The following is a 22,381-nucleotide window of genomic DNA, read 5'->3' on the forward strand; positions in this document are numbered from 1 at the left end:
CCCTGGACTGCGCCTTCAGCCTAACCGGGAGCCCGTCGCCCCGGCCGGGCCGGTCGGCGCGGCCGGGCCGGTCGGCGCGGCCGGGGGAGGAACGGCTAGCCGTCGTACGCGTCCGCCTTGCGCGGCGACGGTTCCTGGATCATGCCGCTCATGATCGAGGAGCGGGTGGTGAAGCGCTCGGTGTCGACGCCGTTCTCCTCCAGGACCTTGAAGGTCGCGGCGTGCACGGACCGCAGGACCGGGGCCACGGTGCGCAGGGCGTCGTCCGCCATGAACCGGTGGCGCCACATCGAGCCGGCCCACACGTGGCGGACGCCGAACGGTTCGGGCAGGACCAGCTTGCCGCCGAGGTAGTCCAGGATCGGCGGGTACCACGTGAGCGGGGCGCGCACGGCGAGGCGCACCACCTCGGAGGCGTCGACCAGCGGGAGCGTGCGCTCGGTGGTCTCCCAGAACCGGATGCTCTTGGGCACCTCCACCGTCGGGGCCTTGGACTTGGTGGTGAACAGGCCGTTCACGGGGCCCAGGGCGTGCGCGGTCACGTCCACGCGGAGCGTCTTGTACAGCACGGTGACGGTCACCAGCATGGTGATGACGAGCTGGCCGTCCCAGAGCGGGTACTGGATGCCCAGGTAGTGCCGGTTGCCCGCGTTGAACTGCTGCTCGTTGCAGATCCGGGTGATCTCGTGCGGCTTGATCAGGAAGGTGTCGACGTTCTCGCCGGTGGGGCGGGCCACCTCGCCGGCGCCCTCGCCGACCGGGGTCACGATCCAGTGCTGGATGGCGGCGGCCGGGAACCCGCCGGTGTGCAGGGGGCCGCGCTCCAGCTTGCGGAGCTGGGCGTCGATCGCGCGCACGACGTCCCAGCTGCGGAACGGGTGGATCTCGGCGACGTCCTCCTTGGGCGCGAGCTCCTCGGCCATCTGCCAGTTGCCCCAGCGGACCCCCATGCCCAGGATGCCCTTGGAGCCCGCGTAGAAGACCGAATTGCTGCGGTCCTCGGCGGTCAGCTTGGCCAACTGGTGGCGGAGGTCCTCGCGGGCCTTCTCGTCCGGGTTGCCCGGTACCGCCTCGGGGATCTTGGCCGCGACGCCGCCGCCGCCGAGCAGCCCGTCCCAGCGCGAGCGCAGGTCGGCGGCGGTCGCCTCGCAGATCCGGCGGGCGAGCAGCCAGCCCAGGGCCGGGGCGATGATCATGGCGCGCAGGTACAGGCCGAGGAACCCGGTGAACGGCAGCTTGAACATCAGCACGGCCACCAGGACGGCCACCCCTACCAGCAGCAGGGTGCCGATCCACGAGGAGCGCTTGCCGTCGCCGGACGCCAGCGACCGGCGGAGCTGGAAGAGACCCAGCCACAGCAGCAGGCCGGGCAGGAACAGCACCCCGCAGACCAGCATGATCAGGCGGAGCTTGCGGTCGCGCTCCTTGCGGATCCGGGACGCGGCCAGGCAGTGCTCGACGACGGTCTGCGGATCGGCGCCGAACGACTGGATCAGCGGCTTGCGGCCGGGGCCCAGGGTGCGCGCCTCGACCGCCCGGCAGAAGGCCTCGCCGAGGCTGGGCTCGAAGAGGGAGACCTTCGGGGGCTTGACCGTGGACGCGTGGTGCTCGCTGTTGGCGCCGAGTATGAGGTCGAGTCTGGTGTCCTTCGCGCCGTCCCGGTACGCCGCGGAGGCCAGCGCGTTGGTCGCCGCCGTCTGCCCGCCGCCCCCCTGGAGAGGGATCTGCGCTCCGGGCCTGAAGTCGAATCCGTCGTCCGCCACCGCTGCCCCCATCGCTGTGCGTCGTGCCTTTTGGTGCGCCGACGAGCTTATCTGCGGATCTCGCCCCGTGGTCATGGGACAGGGAAATGCCGCCCTCCGCAAGCGGGTTGGCCGGGGCGGCCCTTCCGTGGCCGGAGACGGACTAGGTCAACTGGCGGCTCGTATCGGTCTGTTCGCGCACCTTTTCCGCGATGTGGGACGGCACCGGCTCGTGGCGCACGTAGGACCGGGCGAAGCCGCCGGTGCCGTGCGAGACGGAGCGCAGGTCGACGGCGTAGCGGCCGATCTCGATCTCCGGGACCTCGGCGCGCACGCGCGTGCGCCCCGGGCCGGCCTGCTCGGTGCCGACGACGCGGCCGCGGCGGCCCGCGAGGTCGCTCATGACCGGGCCGACGTACTCGTCCGGGACGAGGACGGAGAGCTCGGCGACCGGTTCGAGGAGGTCGATGCGGGCCCCGGAGGCCGCCTCGCGCAGTGCGAGCGCGCCGGCGGTCTGGAAGGCGGCGTCGGAGGAGTCCACCGAGTGGGCCTTCCCGTCGAGGAGGGTGATGCGCACGTCGACCAGCGGATGGCCGGCGACGACCCCCCGGGCGGCCTGGGCGCGTACGCCCTTCTCCACGGACGGGATGAACTGCCGGGGCACGGCCCCGCCGACGACCCGGTCGACGAACTCGACGCCGCTGCCCGTCGGGAGCGGCTCGACCTCGATCTCGCAGATCGCGAACTGGCCGTGCCCGCCGGACTGCTTCACGTGCCGGCCGCGCCCCGCGGCCTTCGCGCCGAAGGTCTCGCGCAGGCTGACCTTGTGCGGGACCGGGTCGACCTGGACGCCGTACCGGGTGCGCAGCCGCTCCAGGGTGACTTCCTGGTGGGCCTCGCCGAGGCACCACAGGACGAGCTGGCGGGTGTGGGGATTCTGCTCCAGCCGCAGGGTCGGGTCCTCGGCGACCAGGCGCGCCAGGCCCTGGGAGAGCTTGTCCTCGTCGGCCTTGCCGTGGGCCTCGACGGCGAGGGGGAGCAGCGGGTCGGGCATGGACCAGGGCTCCATGAGGAGCGGGCGCTCCTTGGCGGACAGGGTGTCGCCGGTCTCGGCGCGGGTCAGCTTGGCCACGCAGGCGAGGTCGCCGGCGATGCACCGGTCCAGGCCCCGCTGCTGCTTGCCGAAGGGGGAGGTCAGGGTGCCGATCCGCTCCTGGAGGTCGTGGTCCTCGTGGCCGCGGTCGGCGAGTCCGTGGCCGGATACGTGGACGGTCGCCTCGGGGCGCAGGGTGCCGGAGAAGACGCGGACGAGGGACACCCGGCCGACGTACGGGTCGGAGGACGTCTTGACGACCTCGGCGACGAGGGGGCCGTCGGGATCGCAGGTGACGTCCGGGCGGGCGGCCCCGTCGGGCGCGGTAACGGTCAGGGCGGCGCGCTCCAGCGGCGTGGGGAAGCCGCCGGTCACGAGTTCGAGGAGCTCCACGGTGCCCAGGCCCTGGCGGGCGCCGTCGGCGGCGGGGGCGGCCATCAGGACGGGGTGGAAGGTGCCGCGCGCGACGGCGCGCTCCAGGTCGCCGACGAGGGTCCCGAGGTCGATGTCCTCGCCGCCGAGGTAGCGGTCCATGAGGCCCTCGTCCTCGCTCTCGGCGATGATCCCCTCGATCAGGCGGGAGCGGGCCGCGTCGATGAGGGCCTGCTCGGCGGGGTCCGGGGCGCGCTCGGCGCGCTCACCGGAGGCGTAGTCGTACGCGCGCTGCGACAGCAGGCCGAGGAGGCCGGTCACCGGGGCGTGCCCGTCGGGTCCGGCGGGGCCGTACAGCGGCAGGTAGAGCGGGATGACGGCGTCGGGATCGTCGGCGCCGAAGGCGTCGCCGCAGACGGACGCCATCCGGTCGTAGTCGGCGCGGGCCGCCTCCAGGTGCGTGACGACGATGGCGCGGGGCATCCCGACGGCCGCGCACTCGTCCCAGACCGCGCGGGTTGCCCCGGACAGGCCCTCGGCGCCGTCCGCGGCCGAGACGACGAAGAGGGCCGCGTCCGCGGCGCGCAGACCGGCCCTGAGCTCTCCGACGAAGTCGGCGTATCCCGGAGTGTCCAGAATGTTGATCTTGATTCCGTCCCAGGCGACGGGGACGAGGGACAGCTGCACCGAACGCCGGCGCCGGTGCTCGATCTCGTCGTAGTCGGAGACGGTGGCGCCGTCCTCGACCCGGCCGGCCCGGTTGACGGCTCCGGCGGTCAGGGCCAGGGCCTCGACGAGGGTGGTCTTCCCCGACCCGCTGTGGCCGACCAGCACGACGTTCCGTACGGACGAGGGGCGGTCGGCCGTCAGTGCCCTGCCGGCGGCTCCGGATTGGTGTGATGTGGCTCCCATGGTGCTCGTGCCTCCCGATGGTGACGGTGAGGAGGGAAACGGGGTCCTTCGAGCTTTGCACCGGTGTCACACCGCGTCCATACGTCGTACCGGGGACGTACCGGTGGCCCACCCGGAGGCGGCGGAGGGATGAAGTACGGCCCCCGCGGCCCGAACCGGTGGGTGCGCGGCGTCCGGGGGGCGGCGTGCTGGCTACGATGGGCCAGCCGGTGGCCGTGGTGGCCGTGCGGCCCAGCGACCCTCCGGGAAGGCCATGCTGAACAAGTACGCGCGTGCATTCTTCACGCGTGTTCTCACGCCATTCGCCGCATTTCTGCTCCGGCGGGGGGTGAGTCCGGACGCGGTCACCCTGATCGGCACGGCCGGAGTGGCGGCGGGAGCGCTGGTCTTCTTCCCCCGGGGCGAGTTCTTCTGGGGCACGATCACCATCACCCTCTTCGTCTTCTCCGACCTGGTGGACGGGAACATGGCCCGCCAGGCCGGCGTCTCCAGCCGCTGGGGCGCCTTCCTCGACTCCACCCTCGACCGGGTCGCGGACGCGGCGATCTTCGGCGGGCTCGCGCTCTGGTACGCGGGCTCCGGGAACGACAACGCGCTCTGCGCCGTCGCGATCTTCTGCCTCGCCAGCGGCCAGGTGGTCTCCTACACCAAGGCCCGCGGCGAGTCGATCGGGCTTCCGGTCGCCGTCAACGGCCTCATCGAGCGCGCCGAGCGGCTGGTCATCTCGCTGGTCGCCGCCGGCCTCTCCGGCCTGCAGATCTTCGGCGCCCCCTCGTGGATCGGGGTCCTGCTCCCGATCGCGCTGTGGATCGTCGCCGCCGGCTCCCTCGTCACCCTGATCCAGCGGGTGGTCACCGTACGCCGCGAGGCCGCAGAGGCCGACGCCGCCGCAGCCGCGGCCGAAGGGGGCACCGCCTGATGGGCAGCGCACGGGACAAGCTGGTCGACGGGCTGTACGGGCTCGGCTGGGCCGGCGTCAAGAAGCTGCCCGAGCCCGCCGCGGTCGCCCTCGGCCGCCGCATCGCGGACTACGCGTGGAAGCGCCGCGGCAAGAGCGTGCTGCGCCTGGAGTCCAACCTGGCCCGGGTCGTGCCGGACGCCGGTCCGGAGCGGCTGCGCGAGCTGTCCAAGGCCGGCATGCGCTCCTACATGCGGTACTGGATGGAATCGTTCCGGCTGCCCACCATGGACCCGCAGCGGTTCGGCACGGACGTCCAGATGAAGGACGACCACATCCTGCGCGAGGCCCTCGCCTCCGGCCGCGGGGTCGTCGTCGCGCTGCCGCACCTGGCCAACTGGGACCTCGCCGGGGCCTGGGCCACCGGCCACATCGGGGTGCCGTTCACCACGGTCGCCGAACGCCTCAAGCCCGAGTCCCTCTACGACCGCTTCGTGGCGTACCGGGAGAGCCTGGGCATGGAGGTGCTGCCCCACACCGGCGGCGCGGCCTTCGGCACCCTCGCCCGCCGGCTCCGCTCCGGCGGCATGGTCTGCCTCGTCGCCGACCGCGACCTGTCCGCGTCCGGCGTCGAGGTGGACTTCTTCGGCGCCACGGCGCGCATGCCGGCCGGCCCGGCGCTGCTCGCCCAGCAGACGGGCGCGGTGCTGCTCCCCGCCACCCTGTACTACGGGGACGCGCCCCAGATGTACGGTCGCATCCACCCCGAGGTGGAAGTGCCGAAGACGGGCACCCGGACCGAGAAGGCCGCCGTCATGACGCAGGCGCTCGCGGACGCCTTCGCGGGGGGCATCGCGGAACACCCGCAGGACTGGCACATGCTGCAGCGGCTGTGGCTCGACGACCTGGAGGAGCGCCCGTAGTGAAGATCGGCATCGTGTGTCCGTACTCGTGGGACGTGCCGGGCGGCGTCCAGTTCCACATCCGCGACCTGGCGGAGCACCTGATCCGCCTCGGCCACGAGGTGTCGGTGCTCGCCCCGGCCGACGACGAGACCCCGTTGCCGCCGTACGTGGTCTCGGCGGGACGGGCGGTCCCGGTGCCGTACAACGGGTCGGTGGCCCGGCTGAACTTCGGCTTCCTCTCGGCGGCCCGCGTGCGCCGCTGGCTGCACGACGGGGTCTTCGACGTCATCCACATCCACGAGCCCGCCTCGCCCTCGCTGGGGCTGCTGTCCTGCTGGGCGGCGCAGGGCCCCATCGTGGCCACCTTCCACACCTCCAACCCCCGCTCGCGGGCGATGATCGCCGCGTACCCGATCCTGCAGCCCGCGCTGGAGAAGATCAGCGCCCGGATCGCGGTGAGCGAATACGCGCGGCGCACCCTCGTGGAGCACCTGGGCGGCGACGCCGTGGTGATCCCGAACGGGGTCGACGTGGACTTCTTCGCCAAGGCCGAGCCCAAGGCGGAGTGGGGCGGGCAGACGCTCGGCTTCATCGGCCGCATCGACGAGCCCCGCAAGGGCCTGCCGGTGCTGATGGCGGCCTTCCCGAAGATCGCGGAGGCCTGCCCGGACGTACGGCTGCTGGTCGCCGGCCGCGGCGACGAGGAGGAGGCGGTCGCCTCCCTGCCCGCGGACCTGCGGGCGAGGGTGGAGTTCCTCGGCATGGTCTCGGACGAGGACAAGGCGCGGCTGCTGCGCAGCGTGGACGTGTACGTCGCCCCCAACACCGGCGGCGAGAGCTTCGGCATCATCCTCGTCGAGGCCCTGTCGGCGGGCGCCGCGGTACTGGCCTCGGACCTCGACGCCTTCGCGCAGGTCCTGGACCAGGGCGGGGCGGGAGACCTCTTCGCCAACGAGAACGCCGACGCCCTCGCGGCGGGCGCGATCGCCCTCCTGCGGGACCCGGCCCGGCGCGCCGAGCTCAGCGAACGCGGCTCGGCGCACGTCCGCCGCTTCGACTGGTCCACGGTCGGCGCCGACATCCTGGCCGTCTACGAGACGGTGACCGACGGCGCGGCGGCGGTGGCCGAGGACGAACGCGTCCCCCTCCGCACCCGGCTCGGCCTCTCCCGGGACGCCTGACCGCATCGGGGGGCCCGGCGGACCCCGCCGGGTCCGCCGGTGCGCGGCCCCGCCCACCGGGGCTGACCGGGGCCGGGGCGGGGGCCGGTAGAGTCGCCGCCCGTGATCGAAACCCTTGTCTGGATTGCCCTGGCGCTCGGTGTCATCGGGGTCTACCTCAGCTGGACCGCCGGCCGGCTGGACCGGCTGCACTCGCGCATGGACGCCGCGCGGGCCGCCCTCGACGCCCAGCTCGTGCGGCGCGCCTCCGTGGTGCTGGAGGTGGCCACCTCCGGCGTCCTCGACCCCGCCTCCTCCCTCGTGCTCTACGAGTCCGCCCACGCCGCCCGGCAGGCCGAGGAGGAGCACCGGGAGGTCGCCGAGAGCGAGCTCAGCCAGGCGCTGCGGGCCGTCTTCGCCGACGTCGACCAGGTGGACGTGCTCAAGGCGGCCCCGGGCGGGGCCGAAGCCACCGAGGACCTCGCGGCGGCCGTGCGCCGGGTTCCCATGGCCCGGCGGTTCCACAACGACGCCGTACGCGCCGCCCGCGCCCTGCGCAGGCACCGCAAGGTCCGCTGGTTCCGGCTGGCCGGACACGCGCCCTTCCCGCTCGCCTTCGAGATGGACGACGAGCCCCCGGCCTACCTCGCGGAGCGGCCCGTCTAGGCCGTGTCTTTCGGATCATGGCGGGCCCGGGCTGCCCGGCACCGTGCCTCGCGGCGTTCTCGTCGGTCGCCGACACACCACGTCGGCTCCCTCCTCGGCCTTGCGACGCACGGCACCGGACACCCCGGGCTGATCCGCCCTGATCCGAAAGACACGGCCTAAGCGGTCCCGGCCCGGGCGGCAGCGCCTGCGGTCCGGCCGCGGGGGACCGGTCCAGGGCCGCAGCGGACAAGTCGGGGAGCCACCGGCTACACATTGGCCCTTGCTGTGGACTGGTCGGTGGGGTTTTCTCAGCCGAGTAGTAGTCGCGTCTTCCCTTTCGAGTGAGGTCAACCCGTGAGCACGCTTCCCACCTCCCCCCAGTCCGCCGAGTCGGCGATCGGCACCTCCCGCGTCAAGCGCGGCATGGCCGAGCAGCTCAAGGGCGGCGTGATCATGGACGTGGTCAACGCCGAGCAGGCGAAGATCGCCGAGGACGCCGGCGCCGTGGCCGTCATGGCCCTGGAGCGGGTCCCGGCCGACATCCGCAAGGACGGCGGGGTCGCCCGCATGTCCGACCCCAACATGATCGAAGAGATCATCGAGGCCGTCTCGATCCCCGTCATGGCCAAGTCCCGCATCGGCCACTTCGTCGAGGCCCAGGTGCTCCAGTCCCTCGGCGTCGACTACATCGACGAGTCCGAGGTCCTGACCCCGGCCGACGAGGTCAACCACTCCGACAAGTGGGCGTACACCACCCCCTTCGTCTGTGGCGCCACCAACCTGGGCGAGGCCCTGCGCCGCATCGCCGAGGGCGCGGCCATGATCCGCTCCAAGGGCGAGGCCGGCACCGGCAACGTGGTCGAGGCCGTCCGCCACCTGCGCCAGATCAAGAACGAGATCGCCCGCCTGCGCGGCTACGACAACAACGAGCTCTTCGCCGCGGCCAAGGAGCTGCGCGCCCCGTACGAGCTCGTCAAGGAAGTCGCCGAGCTCGGCAAGCTCCCGGTCGTGCTGTTCTCCGCCGGTGGCGTCGCCACCCCCGCCGACGCCGCGCTGATGCGCCAGCTCGGCGCCGAGGGCGTCTTCGTCGGCTCCGGCATCTTCAAGTCGGGCGACCCGGCCAAGCGCGCCGCCGCCATCGTGAAGGCCACCACCTTCTTCGACGACCCGAAGATCATCGCGGACGCCTCCCGGAACCTGGGCGAGGCCATGGTCGGCATCAACTGCGACACCCTCCCCGAGTCCGAGCGCTACGCCAACCGGGGCTGGTAACGAGCATGAGCAGCACCCCCGTCATTGGTGTCCTGGCTCTTCAGGGCGATGTACGGGAGCACCTGATCGCCCTGGCCGCGGCGGACGCCGTGGCCAGGCCGGTCCGGCGTCCCGAGGAACTCGCCGACGTCGACGCCCTGGTGATCCCCGGCGGCGAGTCCACGACGATGTCGAAGCTCGCCGTACTGTTCGGCATGCTGGAGCCGCTGCGCGAGCGCGTGCGGGCCGGGATGCCGGTCTACGGCACCTGCGCCGGCATGATCATGCTGGCGGACAAGCTCCTGGACGGCCGCGAGGACCAGGAGACGCTGGGCGGCATCGACATGATCGTCCGCCGCAACGCCTTCGGACGCCAGAACGAGTCCTTCGAGGCGCAGATCGACTTCGCGGGCATAGCCGGCGACCCGGTCGAGGGTGTCTTCATCCGCGCCCCGTGGGTAGAGTCGGTCGGCGCCTCGGTCGAGGTGCTCGCCACGTACGACGGCCACACCGTCGCGGTGCGGCAGGGGAACGTGCTCGCCACGTCCTTCCACCCGGAACTGACCGGCGACGACCGTGTTCACGCGTACTTCGTCGACATGGTGCGCGCGGGGCTGTAACGGCGTCCCGGTAGGATCTGGGGCGAACACTGTTGGTGACGCGAAGGAGACAGGCAGATGTCCGGCCACTCTAAATGGGCTACGACGAAGCACAAGAAGGCCGTGGTTGACGCCAAGCGCGGCAAGCTCTTCGCGAAGCTGATCAAGAACATCGAGGTCGCGGCGCGTATGGGCGGCGCCGACATCGACGGCAACCCGACCCTCTTCGACGCCATCCAGAAGGCCAAGAAGAGCTCGGTCCCGAACAAGAACATCGACTCCGCGGTCAAGCGCGGCGGCGGCCTGGAGGCCGGCGGCGCCGACTACGAGACGATCATGTACGAGGGCTACGGCCCGAACGGCGTCGCGGTGCTCATCGAGTGCCTCACCGACAACCGCAACCGCGCCGCGTCCGACGTCCGGGTCGCCATGACCCGCAACGGCGGTTCGATGGCCGACCCGGGTTCGGTCTCGTACCTGTTCAACCGCAAGGGCGTCGTCCTGCTACCCAAGGGCGAGCTGTCCGAGGACGACGTGCTGGAGACGGTGCTGGAGGCGGGCGCCGAAGAGGTCAACGACCTCGGCGAGAGCTTCGAGATCATCAGCGAGGCCACCGACATGGTCGCGGTCCGCACGGCGCTCCAGCAGGCCGGCATCGACTACGACTCGGCCGACTCCAACTTCCTGCCGACCATGCAGGTCGAGCTGGACGAAGAGGGCGCGCGCAAGATCTTCAAGCTCATCGACGCGCTGGAGGACAGCGACGACGTGCAGAACGTCTTCGCCAACTTCGACGTCTCCGACGAGGTCATGGAGAAGGTCGACGCGTAACGCGTCCGCCGACACCGTTCGAACGGCGGGCCGACCGGGACACACCCCGGCGGCCCGCCGTCGTGTTGTGCGCGATGTCAGTGGCGCCGGATAGCCTGCACGCACACGGACGGGCGATCGAACGGACAGGGGGCAGGGTGCGCGTACTCGGTGTGGACCCGGGGCTGACGCGGTGCGGCGTCGGCGTCGTCGAGGGTGTCGCCGGCCGTCCCCTGACGATGCTCGCGGTGGGGGTCGTACGGACGCCGGCCGATGCCGAGCTCGGCGCCCGGCTCGTCGCCGTCGAGCAGGGCATCGAGGAGTGGCTCGACGCGCACCGGCCCGAAGTCGTCGCCGTGGAGCGGGTGTTCAGCCAGCACAACGTGAGCACCGTGATGGGTACCGCCCAGGCGAGCGCCGTCGCCATGCTGTGCGCGGCCCGCCGCGGCATCCCGGTCGCCCTGCACACCCCGAGCGAGGTCAAGGCCGCCGTCACCGGCAGCGGCCGGGCCGACAAGGCCCAGGTCGGCGCCATGGTCACCCGGCTGCTGCGGCTCGCCGAGCCGCCGAAGCCCGCCGACGCCGCCGACGCCCTCGCCCTCGCCATCTGCCACATCTGGCGGGCCCCCGCCCAGAACCGCCTCCAGCAGGCGGTCGCCCTGCACGCCTCGAAAGGCCGTACCCGATGATCGCCTTCGTCAGCGGCCCGGTCGCCGCGCTCGCCCCCACCCTGGCCGTGATCGAGGTCGGGGGAGTGGGCATGGCCGTGCACTGCACGCCGCACACGATCGCCGGCCTGCGCACGGGCGAGCCGGCCCGGCTGGCCACCTCCCTGGTCGTGCGGGAGGACTCGCTCACCCTGTACGGCTTCGCCGACGACGACGAGCGGCAGGTCTTCGAGGTGCTGCAGACCGCGAGCGGGGTCGGACCGAGGCTCGCGCAGGCGATGCTCGGCGTGCACCGGCCGGACGCGCTGCGGACGGCCGTCTCGACGGGCGACGAGAAGGCGCTGACCGCGGTGCCGGGCATCGGCAAGAAGGGGGCCCAGAAGCTGCTGCTGGACCTCAAGGACAAGCTGGGCGCCCCCCTGGGCACCAGCGGCCTCGTCGGCGCCCAGCGGGCGGCGGCGGCCGGTCCCGCGCCCTGGACGGAGCAGCTCGCCGCGGCCCTCATCGGGCTGGGGTACGCCGCGCGCGACGCGGACGAGGCCGTCGCCGCGGTCACCCCGCAGGCCGAGGAGGCCATCGCGGCCGGCGGCCAGGCTCCGGTCCCGCAGCTCCTGCGGGCGGCCCTGCAGTCCCTGAACCGCGCCCGCTAGCCGCCGTCCCGCAGCCGTCCGCGTACGGACTCCGCAGGCGCGTTCCCCCGCCGGAACGCAGGGGCGGCCACCGCAGCAACCGCAGCAACCGAGAAGGCAGACTGACACCGTGAACTGGGACGACGACACCACCGCCGAGGACGAGGCACGGATCGTCGAGGCCGCCGCGGACGGCGAGGACACCGCCGTGGAGGCGGCCCTGCGGCCCAAGGACCTCGGTGAGTTCGTCGGCCAGGAGAAGGTCCGCCAGCAGCTCGACCTGGTCCTCAAGGCGGCCCGCCAGCGCGGGGCCACCGCCGACCACGTCCTGCTGTCCGGCGCGCCCGGCCTCGGCAAGACGACCCTCTCGATGATCATCGCCGCCGAGATGGGGGCCCCGATCCGCATCACCTCGGGCCCCGCGATCCAGCACGCGGGCGATCTCGCCGCGATCCTCTCCTCCCTCCAGGAGGGCGAGGTGCTCTTCCTCGACGAGATCCACCGCATGTCGCGGCCCGCCGAGGAGATGCTCTACATGGCCATGGAGGACTTCCGCGTCGACGTGATCGTCGGCAAGGGCCCCGGCGCCACCGCGATCCCCCTGGAGCTGCCGCCCTTCACCCTCGTGGGTGCCACCACCCGGGCCGGCCTGCTGCCGCCGCCGCTGCGCGACCGCTTCGGATTCACCGGGCACATGGAGTTCTACGCCCCCGAGGAGCTGGAGCGCGTCATCCACCGCTCCGCCGGCCTCCTCGACGTGGAGATCGACACCGCCGGCGCCGCCGAGATCGCCGGCCGCTCCCGCGGCACCCCGCGCATCGCCAACCGCCTGCTGCGCCGGGTCCGCGACTACGCCCAGGTCCGGGCGGACGGGGTGATCAACCGCGAGGTGGCCGGCACCGCCCTCAAGGTCTACGAGGTGGACGAGCGCGGGCTGGACCGCCTCGACCGGGGCGTGCTGGAGGCCCTGCTCAAGCTCTTCGGCGGCGGCCCCGTCGGCCTGTCGACCCTGGCCGTCGCCGTGGGCGAGGAGCGGGAGACCGTCGAGGAGGTCGCGGAGCCCTTCCTGGTCCGCGAGGGGCTGCTGGCGCGCACGCCCCGGGGACGCGTCGCGACGCCCGCCGCCTGGGCCCACCTGGGACTCGTGCCCCCGCAGCACGGCGGGAGCGGATCAAGCGGACAACAGGGCTTGTTCGGGGCCTGACGGCGCGGACGTTCGCCCCCTCAGGAACTGCGATGCCATGCTGGGCGTTGTTCCATCGGTGCGGACTCGCCTAGACTCCGCCGATGCCGACCCTTCGGGTCGGCATGCCCACCCCCCGTAAAAAGGCCGCCGTCCGCGTGCGGTCGTGCGAAGGATCTCCGTCCCGTGAATCTCGTGACCTTCCTCCCGTTCATCGTGCTCATCGGGGCCATGATCCTGATGACCCGCTCCGCCAAGAAGAAGCAGCAGGCGGCCGCGCAGATGCGCAACGAAATGACGCCCGGCACCGGTGTCCGCACCATCGGCGGCATGTACGCCACGGTGAAGGAGGTCGGCGACGACACCGTCACCCTCGAGGTCGCCCCGGGCGTCCACGCCATCTACGCGAAGAACTCCATCGGTGCGGTGCTCGAGGACGAGGAGTACAACCGCATCGTCCACGGCGTCGTCGCCGACGCCGAGGGCGACACGCCGGTCGTCCCCGACGACGCGTCCTCGCTCACCGGGACGCCGAAGGCGGACCTCACGAAGGACGAGGACGAGGCTCCCAAGCTCGACCTGGGCAAGAAGGAGGGCTCGGTCGACGAGCCCGGCGACGAGCCCAAGGACGGCAAGACCGACGGCGAGGCCGGCGCGAAGTAGCGCGCGGCCCGGGACCGCGGGGCGCCTGACCGGCGGCCTTCGCGGTCCCGGTCAGTGACCCACTTCTGCGGGGGGCAGGGGTCCCCACCACACATTTCGTGGCCGTCCGCGCGCTGACCCGGCGCGGGGCGGTTGGACAGGGAGAAACGACAAGGTGGCAGCACCGAAGAAGGGCCGGCGGCCCACGGGGGCTCAGGGGAGGCCGGGGCGTGCCCTGGCGATCATCCTGATCGCGATGGTGGCGCTCACCGCGGGGATGTTCGTCTCGAACCAGACGACTCCCCGGCTCGGCATCGACCTCGCCGGCGGCACGAGCATCACGCTCAAGGCCAAGAGCGAGCCCGGCAAGCCGGACGCGATCAACGAGACCAACATGAACACGGCGGTCGGCATCATCGAGCGCCGCGTCAACGGTCTCGGCGTCTCCGAGGCCGAGGTCCAGACCCAGGGCCGCGACCACATCATCGTCAACATCCCCAAGGGGATGAACGAGAAGCAGGCGCGCGAGCAGGTCGGTACCACCGCCCAGCTCTACTTCCGCCCGGTCATCGCCTTCGCGGACGGCGCCCCCGCCGCTCCCGAGGGCAGCCCGAGCCCGAGCCCCTCCGCCAGCGGCTCCGGCGCTCCCAAGGCCGAGGACGGCAACAAGTCCTCTCCGTCGGCCACCCCGTCGTCCAGCGCCACTTCCCAGGGCCGCGCGCTCAGTGAGGCCCTCAAGGCCCCGAACGCCCCCACTCCCTCGCCCTCGGCGAGCGAGTCGAAGAAGGCAGACGACAGCAAGGCCCCGTCGCCGTCCGCGTCGGCCCCGCCGACCGGTGACGAGGCGGCCGCGGCCGACCTCCAGGCCCGGTTCGCCACCCTCGACTGCACCGACGAGGCGCAGCGCGCCGCCGTCGGCAAGGGCGTCAAGCCCACCGAGCCGACGCTCGCCTGTGGCCAGCGCGGCGAGGCCTGGGGCAAGTGGGTGCTCGGTCCTGCCGCGGTGGAGGGCAAGGACATCAAGAGCGCCAAGGGCGTCATCGACCCGCAGTCGGGTCAGTGGATCGTCACGATGGACTTCAACGACAAGGGCAGCGACGCCTTCGCGAAGGTCACCGGCGAGCTCTCCGCCAAGCAGCCGCCGCAGAACCAGTTCGCGATCGTGCTCGACGGCGACGTCGTCTCCGACCCGTCCGTCTCCTCCGCGATCATGGGCGGCAACGCGCAGATCTCCGGCGGTTTCACCCAGCAGTCCGCGCAGGACCTGGGCAACATGCTCTCGTACGGCGCCCTGCCGCTCTCCTTCAGCGAGGACAGCGTCACCACCGTCACCGCCGCCCTCGGCGGCGAGCAGCTGCGCGCCGGCCTGATCGCCGGTGCGATCGGCATGCTCCTCGTGGTGCTCTACCTGCTGGTGTACTACCGAGGCCTCGCGTTCATCGCGATCATCAGCCTCCTGGTGTCCGCGGTGCTCACCTACACGATCATGTCGCTGCTCGGCAAGGGCATCGGGTTCGCGCTGAACCTGCCCGCGGTCTGCGGAGCGATCGTGGCCATCGGCATCACGGCGGACTCGTTCATCGTCTACTTCGAACGCATCCGCGACGAGATCCGCGAGGGCCGCACCCTGCGTCCGGCCGTCGAGCGCGCCTGGCCGCGCGCCCGGCGCACGATCCTGGTCTCCGACTTCGTGTCGTTCCTCGCCGCCGCGGTGCTCTTCATCGTCACGGTGGGCAAGGTCCAGGGCTTCGCGTTCACACTGGGTCTGACGACCCTGCTCGACGTGGTCGTGGTGTTCCTCTTCACCAAGCCCGTCATGACGCTGCTGGCGCGTACGAAGTTCTTCTCCAGCGGCCACCCGTGGTCCGGGCTGGACCCGAAGCGGCTCGGCGCCAAGCCCCCGCTGCGCCGGTCCCGCCGCACCGGCCCCGCCCCCGCCCCCGTCGACGCAAAGGAGGCGTGAGAGATGTCGAAGCTGGGAGATCTCGGCGCCAGGCTGTACCGCGGTGAGGTCGGCTACGACTTCGTCGGCAAGCGCTTTCTCTGGTACGGCGTTTCCATCCTGATCACCATCACGGCCATCGTGGCCGTGGCCGTTCAGGGCCTCAACATGGGGATCGAGTTCAAGGGCGGTGCCGTCTTCACCACCCCGAAGACCTCCGTCTCGGTCGCGAAGGCCACGGAGGACGCGGAAGAGGCCTCCGGCCACGACGCGATCGTCCAGGAGCTCGGCACCGGCGGCCTGCGCATCCAGATCTCGGGTGTCGACACCGCCGCCGCGACCGACGTGAAGAAGCAGCTGGCCTCCGACCTCAAGGTCACCGAGGCCGACATCAACGCCGACCTGGTCGGCCCCAGCTGGGGCTCCCAGATCGCGAACAAGGCGTGGACCGGCCTCGGCATCTTCATGGTCCTCGTGGTGATCTACCTCGCCATCGCCTTCGAGTGGCGGATGGCGGTCGCCGCACTGATCGCCCTGATCCACGACCTCACGATCACCGTCGGCGTGTACGCGCTGGTCGGCTTCGAGGTCACCCCGGGCACGGTCATCGGTCTGCTGACGATCCTCGGTTACTCCCTCTACGACACCGTCGTCGTCTTCGACGGTCTCAAGGAGGGGTCGAAGGACATCACCAAGCAGACCCGCTTCACGTACAGCGAGGTCGCCAACCGCAGCATCAACGGCACCCTGGTCCGCTCGATCAACACCACGGTCGTGGCGCTGCTCCCGGTCGCCGCACTGCTCTTCATCGGCGGCGGCTTCCTGGGCGCCGGCATGCTGAACGACATCTCGCTGTCGCTGTTCGTCGGCCTCGCCGCCGGTGCGTACTCCTCGATCTTCATCGCGACCCCGCTGGTCGTCGACCTGAAGGAGCGCGAGCCGGCCATGAAGGCGCTGAAGAAGCGCGTGCTCGCGAAGCGGGCGGGCGCGGCGGCCAAGGGCGAGTCCGCGGACGACGGCTACGGCACCGACGCCGGTGACGCGCCCGAGGCCGTGGCGCCGGGCCGGCCGGGGCGTCGCCGATGACCCCGCCGCTGACCGACGACGTGCGCGGGCTGCTGCTCAGCCGCATCAAGGACGTACCGGACTACCCGAAGCCCGGGGTGATGTTCAAGGACATCACCCCGCTGCTGGCGGACCCGAAGGCGTTCGCCGCGCTGACCGACTCGCTCGTGGAGCTGGCCGGGCGGTACGGCGCGACGAAGATCGTCGGGCTGGAGGCGCGCGGGTTCATCCTGGCGGCTCCGGTCGCGGTGCAGGCCGGGATCGGCTTCGTGCCGGTGCGCAAGGCGGGCAAGCTGCCGGGCGCGACGCTCGCGCAGTCGTACGAGCTGGAGTACGGCACCGCGGAGATCGAGGTCCACGCGGAGGACCTGTCGGCCGGTGACCGGGTCATGGTCATCGACGACGTCCTGGCGACCGGCGGCACCGCCGGCGCCTCGCTGGAGCTCATCCGGCGGGCCGGGGCGGACGTCGCCGGGGTCGCGGTCCTGATGGAGCTGTCGTTCCTGCCGGGCCGGGCCCGGCTGGCCGGCGCCCTGGACGGGGCTCCGCTGGACGCCCTGATCGTGGTCTGACGCTTCCGCAGCCGAGCGGCGGGGGCCCCGGTGACCCCCCCGGGGCCCCCCCCGAGCGGGTGGGCGGCGGGGGCCCCCCCGGGGGCCGGACCCCCCCCCCCGCGCCCCCCGGCGGGGGGGGGGCCGGGGGGGCCGCCCCCGTGGAGGGGGCCCCGTGGGCCCCCCTTTGGGGGTTCTCCCGCTACCGCCGCCGGGGGGGGCCCCCCCGCCCCCCCGGGGCCCCCCGCCGCTTTCGCGTACGGCGCCGGTGCCCCGTACGGTGCCGGATCCCGCCCCGGCGGCCCGAGGCGCGGGCTCGGCGAACGGGGTACGGGAACCCTCGCTACCATGGGATGTCCGGACCTGACCGGGGCACCGGATCCTCCCCCAGACTCCGTCCGGGGGGACCCCCGTGAGGAGCGCTCTTGCCAGACGAGGTCCAGCCCATCTCCGCCGCGCAGCCCGACCCGCAGGCCGAGGCGCCCGCGCCGCCCGCCGCCGCGCCCCCGCCGGCGGCCCCGGAGACGGCCCCGGAGACGGCGGCCAAGCCCGCTCCGGCCGTGAAGCCCGCGCCCGCCGCGGCGGCCAAGCCCGCGCCGGGGAAGTCGGCCGGGTCCTCCAACCGGGTGCGGGCCCGGCTCGCCCGCCTCGGCGTGCAGCGCTCCAACCCGTACAACCCGGTGCTGGAACCCCTCCTGCGCATCGTCCGCAGCAACGACCCGAAGATCGAGACGTCGACGCTGCGCCAGCTCGAACAGGCCTACCAGGTCGCCGAGCGCTGGCACCGCGGCCAGAAGCGCAAGAGCGGCGACCCGTACATCACGCACCCGCTGGCCGTGACGACCATCCTCGCCGAGCTCGGCATGGACCCCGCCACCCTCATGGCCGGCCTGCTCCACGACACCGTCGAGGACACCGAGTACGGCCTGGAGGACCTGCGCCGCGACTTCGGCGACGCCGTGGCCCTCCTCGTCGACGGCGTCACCAAGCTCGACCGGGTCAAGTTCGGCGAGGCCGCCCAGGCGGAGACCGTCCGCAAGATGGTCGTCGCGATGGCCAAGGACCCGCGCGTCCTGGTCATCAAGCTCGCCGACCGCCTGCACAACATGCGCACCATGCGGTACCTCAAGCGGGAGAAGCAGGAGAAGAAGGCCCGCGAGACCCTTGAGATCTACGCCCCGCTGGCGCACCGGCTGGGCATGAACACCATCAAGTGGGAGCTGGAGGACCTCGCCTTCGCGATCCTCTACCCCAAGATGTACGACGAGATCGTCCGGCTGGTCGCCGAGCGCGCGCCCAAGCGGGACGAGTACCTCGCGGTCGTCACGGACGAGGTGCAGACCGACCTGCGGGCGGCCCGGATCAAGGCCACCGTCACCGGCAGACCCAAGCACTACTACAGCGTCTACCAGAAGATGATCGTCCGGGGCCGCGACTTCGCGGAGATCTACGACCTGGTCGGCATCCGCGTCCTTGTGGACACCGTCCGGGACTGCTACGCCGCCCTCGGCACCGTGCACGCGCGATGGAACCCGGTCCCCGGCCGGTTCAAGGACTACATCGCGATGCCCAAGTTCAACATGTACCAGTCGCTCCACACGACGGTCATCGGACCCAGCGGCAAGCCGGTCGAGCTGCAGATCCGCACCTTCGACATGCACCGCCGGGCCGAGTACGGCATCGCGGCGCACTGGAAGTACAAGCAGCAGACCGTCGCCGGCACCTCCAAGGTGCGCACCGACGTCCCCCAGGCCGCCAAGGGCAGCGCCGGGCAGGACACCGTCAACGACATGGCCTGGTTGCGCCAGCTGCTGGACTGGCAGAAGGAGACCGAGGACCCGGGCGAGTTCCTCGACTCGCTGCGCTTCGACCTCTCCCGCAACGAGGTCTTCGTCTTCACGCCCAAGGGCGACGTCATAGCGCTGCCGGCCGGCGCCACTCCCGTGGACTTCGCGTACGCGGTCCACACGGAGGTCGGCCACCGCACCATAGGGGCCAGGGTCAACGGCCGCCTGGTGCCGCTGGAGTCCACGCTCGACAACGGCGACCTGGTCGAGGTCTTCACCTCCAAGGCCGAGGGGGCCGGACCCTCGCGGGACTGGCTGGGCTTCGTCAAGTCCCCGCGCGCCCGCAACAAGATCCGCGCCTGGTTCTCCAAGGAGCGCCGCGACGAGGCCATCGAGCAGGGCAAGGACGCCATCGCGCGGGCCATGCGCAAGCAGAACCTGCCGATCCAGCGGATCCTGACCGGCGACTCGCTGGTCACCCTCGCGCACGAGATGCGCTACCCCGACATCTCCTCCCTGTACGCGGCGATCGGCGAGGGCCACGTGGCCGCGCAGGGCGTCGTGCAGAAGCTCGTACAGGCCCTCGGCGGCGAGGAGGCGGCCAACGAGGACATCGAGGAGAGCATTCCGCCCGCCCGCGGCCGCAGCAACCGGCGCAAGAACGCCGACCCGGGCGTCGTCGTCAAGGGCGTCGACGACGTGTGGGTCAAGCTGGCCCGCTGCTGCACCCCGGTGCCGGGCGACCCGATCGTCGGCTTCGTCACGCGCGGCAGCGGCGTATCGGTGCACCGCGCGGACTGCGTCAACGTGGACTCGCTGTCCCAGGAGCCCGAACGGATGCTGGAGGTCGAGTGGGCGCCCACCCAGTCCTCGGTCTTCCTCGTGGCCATCCAGGTCGAGGCGCTGGACCGGTCCCGCCTGCTGTCGGACGTCACCCGCGTCCTGTCCGACCAGCACGTCAACATCCTCTCGGCGGCCGTGCAGACCTCCCGCGACCGGGTGGCCACCTCGCGGTTCACCTTCGAGATGGGCGACCCCAAGCACCTCGGACACGTCCTCAAGGCCGTCCGGGGCGTGGAGGGCGTCTACGACGTCTACCGCGTGACGTCCGCGCGCAGGCCGTAGCGGCCGGCTCGCGACACGACGGTGGGCGCCACCCCCTCGGGGATGGCGCCCACCGTCGTGTACGGGGTGTCCGGGGCCCGTCAGCCGCCGAACTCCTCCAGGCCCTTGAGCGCCTGGTCCAGCAGGGCCTGGCGGCCCTCCAGCTCACGGCTCAGCTTGTCGGCCTTCGCGTTGTTGCCCGCGGCGCGCGCCGCGTCGACCTGGCCGCGGAGCTTGTCGACGGCCGCCTGGAGCTGGCCCGTCAGCCCGGCCGCACGCGCCCGCGCCTCCGGGTTCGTACGGCGCCACTCGCCCTCCTCGGCCTCCTGGATGGCCCGCTCGACCGTGTGCATCCGGCCCTCGACCTTGGGCCGGGCGTCGCGCGGCACGTGGCCGATGGCCTCCCAGCGCTCGTTCAGCGAGCGGAACGCGGCACGGGCCGCCTTCAGGTCGGTGACCGGGACGAGCTTCTCGGCCTCGTCGGCCAGCTCCTCCTTCAGCTTCAGGTTCTCGGTCTGCTCCGCGTCGCGCTCGGCGAAGACCTCGCTGCGCGCCGCGAAGAAGACGTCCTGCGCGCCGCGGAAGCGGTTCCACAGGTCGTCCTCGGACTCCCGCTGCGCGCGGCCCGCGGCCTTCCAGTCCGCCATCAGCTCGCGGTAGCGGGCCGCCGTCGGACCCCAGTCGGCCGACTTCGACAGCGCCTCGGCCTCCGCGACCAGCTTCTCCTTCACCTTGCGGGCGTCCTCGCGCTGCGCGTCGAGCGAGGCGAAGTGCGCCTTGCGGCGCTTGGAGAAGGCGGACCGGGCGTGCGAGAAGCGGTGCCACAGCTCGTCGTCGGACTTGCGGTCCAGGCGCGGCAGACCCTTCCAGATGTCCACCAGGGCGCGCAGCCGCTCGCCGGCGCTGCGCCACTGGTCGCTCTGCGCCAGCTCCTCGGCCTCGACGACCAGCGCGTCCTTGGCCGCACGGGCCTCGTCCGTCTGCTTCGCCTTCTGGACCTTGCGCTCCTCGCGCCGCGACTCCACGGTCGCGACCAGCTTGTCGAGCCGGACGCGCAGGGCGTCGAGGTCGCCCACGGCGTGGTGCTCGTCCACCTGCGTGCGCAGGTGGTCGATGGCCGTCTGCGCGTCCTTGGCGGACAGATCAGTGGTCCGCACCCGCTTTTCGAGGAGGCCGATCTCGACCACCAGGCCCTCGTACTTGCGCTCGAAATAGGCCAGGGCCTCCTCAGGGGTGCCCGCCTGCCACGAGCCGACGACCTTCTCGCCATCGGCAGTACGCACGTACACGGTGCCCGTCTCGTCGACTCGGCCCCACGGGTCGCTGCTCACAGCGCCTCCTCCACCTGATGCCTGCGAGGGGTTCGCCCCCTGGGCATCGTCCACAGTTTCCTGGGGCGGGCAGCGCCCGCCCTGCACAACGCCAACATAGGCGACCGCCGGGCCGGCTGTCCGCATCCCGCACGACGGAATCTCGGCGTGCGGGGGAGGGAACGGCCGGTCCGGGGGTCGCCGTGCCCCGTCAGTTCTGGGTGACGGTGCCCTTCTCGATCTTCACCTCGGTCTTCGGTGCCCCGTCCTGGCCGCCGTCGGCCGTACCGGCCTTGGCGACCTCCTCCAGGACCTTCAGGCCGGCCGCGTCGATCTTGCCGAAGGGCGTGTACGACGGGGCCAGCGGGCTGTCCTTGTAGACGAGGAAGAACTGGCTGCCGCCCGAGCCGGGCTGACCGGTGTTGGCCATCGCCACCGTGCCCGCCGGGTAGACGACCTGCCCCTGCTCGTTCGCCTTGCCGAGGGAGTCCAGGTTCTCGTCCGCGATGGTGTAGCCGGGGCCGCCCATGCCGGTGCCCTGCGGGTCGCCGCACTGGAGCACGAAGATCCCGCCCGTCGTCAGCCGGTGGCACTTCGTGTTGTCGAAGTACCCGGCGTCGGCGAGCGACTTGAACGAGTTCACCGTCTGCGGGGTCTTCGCCGCGTCCATCGCGAACGTGACGTCACCGGCGCTGGTCTTCAGGGCGAAGGTGTACTTCGCCTTCGCGTCGATCGCCATCGCGGGCGACGGGGACTGCTGGGGCGTCGGCGAGGAGGACGGGGTCGCGGCCGGGTCGGCCGCCTGGTCCTTCTTGTCCGAGTCGAAGACCCCGCCCACGACGAGGCCGACGAGGGTGGCGACCACCACGGCCACCGCCGCGCCGATCACGGCCGCGCGTCGGCGGGACTTCTGCCGGGCCTCGGCCCTGCGCTGCTGCTGGCGCTCGTACTTCTCTTTGGCGAGCTGGCGCCGCCGCTGATCGCTCGTGACCACCGGGTCGTCTCCTTGTGCGTCTCTGGTACCGCTGTCCGGGCTGGGATAGGCCGTACCGTATATGGGTTCGCTGTGTAATGAGCGGCGCCGGTAGGCTCTGAGCAGCAGCATTCCGA

General features: G+C 72.1%; 19 protein-coding genes. 15 read left to right on the top strand and 4 right to left on the bottom strand.

Translation table 11 applies throughout. The annotated features are described in order from the left end of the window. Window positions 1–95: 95 nt before the first annotated feature. Both ACZ6S8_RS13635 and ACZ6S8_RS13640 read right to left on the bottom strand, forming a co-directional pair. Window positions 96–1,763 (bottom strand): hypothetical protein, encoded by a 1,668-nt coding sequence (locus tag ACZ6S8_RS13635; RefSeq protein WP_469455272.1) that lies wholly within the window; start codon window positions 1,761–1,763, stop codon window positions 96–98. Window positions 1,764–1,905: 142 nt separating this feature from the next. Beyond that, complete coding sequence (locus ACZ6S8_RS13640; RefSeq protein ID WP_469455274.1) at window positions 1,906–4,119, bottom strand: elongation factor G-like protein EF-G2; 2,214 nt, start codon at window positions 4,117–4,119, stop codon at window positions 1,906–1,908. A gap of 253 nt (window positions 4,120–4,372) precedes the next feature. On the opposite strand from ACZ6S8_RS13640, the gene pgsA reads away from it, so the two are divergent. The 15 genes from pgsA (at window position 4,373) to ACZ6S8_RS13715 (ending at window position 19,982) form a co-directional block, all read left to right on the top strand. Beyond that, on the top strand, window positions 4,373–5,038 hold the full coding sequence (gene pgsA / locus ACZ6S8_RS13645) for a phosphatidylinositol phosphate synthase (RefSeq protein ID WP_469455276.1): 666 nt from the start codon (window positions 4,373–4,375) through the stop codon (window positions 5,036–5,038). Next, window positions 5,038–5,940, top strand: coding sequence for a phosphatidylinositol mannoside acyltransferase (locus ACZ6S8_RS13650; protein ID WP_469455278.1), 903 nt, complete (start codon window positions 5,038–5,040; stop codon window positions 5,938–5,940). Before pgsA ends, ACZ6S8_RS13650 begins: the two co-directional genes overlap by 1 nt. Continuing rightward, window positions 5,940–7,103, top strand: a complete 1,164-nt coding sequence (locus ACZ6S8_RS13655; RefSeq protein WP_469455280.1) for a glycosyltransferase family 4 protein — start codon at window positions 5,940–5,942, stop codon at window positions 7,101–7,103. The genes ACZ6S8_RS13650 and ACZ6S8_RS13655 overlap by 1 nt, the downstream gene beginning before the upstream one ends. Before the next feature lie 102 nt (window positions 7,104–7,205). Further along, window positions 7,206–7,748 (top strand): LemA family protein, encoded by a 543-nt coding sequence (locus ACZ6S8_RS13660; RefSeq protein WP_469455281.1) that lies wholly within the window; start codon window positions 7,206–7,208, stop codon window positions 7,746–7,748. A 336-nt stretch (window positions 7,749–8,084) separates the two neighbouring features. Beyond that, a complete protein-coding gene (gene pdxS / locus ACZ6S8_RS13665) occupies window positions 8,085–9,002 on the top strand; it encodes a pyridoxal 5'-phosphate synthase lyase subunit PdxS (RefSeq protein WP_267722827.1) in 918 nt (305 codons plus the stop codon). 5 nt (window positions 9,003–9,007) lie between these two features. Beyond that, window positions 9,008–9,601 (top strand): pyridoxal 5'-phosphate synthase glutaminase subunit PdxT, encoded by a 594-nt coding sequence (gene pdxT, locus ACZ6S8_RS13670; protein WP_053676653.1) that lies wholly within the window; start codon window positions 9,008–9,010, stop codon window positions 9,599–9,601. A 57-nt stretch (window positions 9,602–9,658) separates the two neighbouring features. Further along, on the top strand, window positions 9,659–10,411 hold the full coding sequence (locus tag ACZ6S8_RS13675; RefSeq protein WP_328297664.1) for a YebC/PmpR family DNA-binding transcriptional regulator: 753 nt from the start codon (window positions 9,659–9,661) through the stop codon (window positions 10,409–10,411). 137 nt (window positions 10,412–10,548) lie between these two features. Beyond that, window positions 10,549–11,079 (top strand): crossover junction endodeoxyribonuclease RuvC, encoded by a 531-nt coding sequence (gene ruvC / locus ACZ6S8_RS13680; protein ID WP_469455284.1) that lies wholly within the window; start codon window positions 10,549–10,551, stop codon window positions 11,077–11,079. After that, on the top strand, window positions 11,076–11,708 hold the full coding sequence (gene ruvA, locus ACZ6S8_RS13685; RefSeq protein ID WP_469455286.1) for a Holliday junction branch migration protein RuvA: 633 nt from the start codon (window positions 11,076–11,078) through the stop codon (window positions 11,706–11,708). Before ruvC ends, ruvA begins: the two co-directional genes overlap by 4 nt. Before the next feature lie 109 nt (window positions 11,709–11,817). Then, entirely contained in the window at window positions 11,818–12,891 is a 1,074-nt protein-coding gene (gene ruvB / locus ACZ6S8_RS13690; RefSeq protein ID WP_267722834.1) for a Holliday junction branch migration DNA helicase RuvB, read from the top strand. A gap of 165 nt (window positions 12,892–13,056) precedes the next feature. Beyond that, complete coding sequence (gene yajC / locus ACZ6S8_RS13695) at window positions 13,057–13,533, top strand: preprotein translocase subunit YajC (RefSeq protein ID WP_469455289.1); 477 nt, start codon at window positions 13,057–13,059, stop codon at window positions 13,531–13,533. 154 nt (window positions 13,534–13,687) lie between these two features. Next, window positions 13,688–15,475: a protein translocase subunit SecD gene (secD, locus tag ACZ6S8_RS13700; RefSeq protein ID WP_469455291.1), complete on the top strand. Its 1,788-nt coding sequence runs from the start codon at window positions 13,688–13,690 to the stop codon at window positions 15,473–15,475. 3 nt (window positions 15,476–15,478) lie between these two features. Next, window positions 15,479–16,540 carry a protein translocase subunit SecF gene (gene secF / locus ACZ6S8_RS13705; RefSeq protein WP_469455293.1) on the top strand — a complete coding sequence of 354 codons (1,062 nt, stop codon included), beginning with the start codon at window positions 15,479–15,481 and terminating at the stop codon, window positions 16,538–16,540. Next, window positions 16,537–17,091 carry an adenine phosphoribosyltransferase gene (locus tag ACZ6S8_RS13710; RefSeq protein ID WP_469455294.1) on the top strand — a complete coding sequence of 185 codons (555 nt, stop codon included), beginning with the start codon at window positions 16,537–16,539 and terminating at the stop codon, window positions 17,089–17,091. The genes secF and ACZ6S8_RS13710 overlap by 4 nt, the downstream gene beginning before the upstream one ends. Before the next feature lie 404 nt (window positions 17,092–17,495). Continuing rightward, entirely contained in the window at window positions 17,496–19,982 is a 2,487-nt protein-coding gene (locus ACZ6S8_RS13715) for a RelA/SpoT family protein (RefSeq protein ID WP_469455296.1), read from the top strand. Between the two features lie 80 nt (window positions 19,983–20,062). Here ACZ6S8_RS13715 and ACZ6S8_RS13720 read toward each other — a convergent pair whose 3' ends face one another. Further along, on the bottom strand, window positions 20,063–21,292 hold the full coding sequence (locus ACZ6S8_RS13720; RefSeq protein ID WP_469455298.1) for a DUF349 domain-containing protein: 1,230 nt from the start codon (window positions 21,290–21,292) through the stop codon (window positions 20,063–20,065). 190 nt (window positions 21,293–21,482) lie between these two features. Next, window positions 21,483–22,265, bottom strand: coding sequence for a peptidylprolyl isomerase (locus tag ACZ6S8_RS13725; RefSeq protein ID WP_469455300.1), 783 nt, complete (start codon window positions 22,263–22,265; stop codon window positions 21,483–21,485). Between the last annotated feature and the right edge of the window lie 116 nt (window positions 22,266–22,381).

Source organism: Streptomyces sp. NPDC048461 (genome assembly GCF_055587105.1).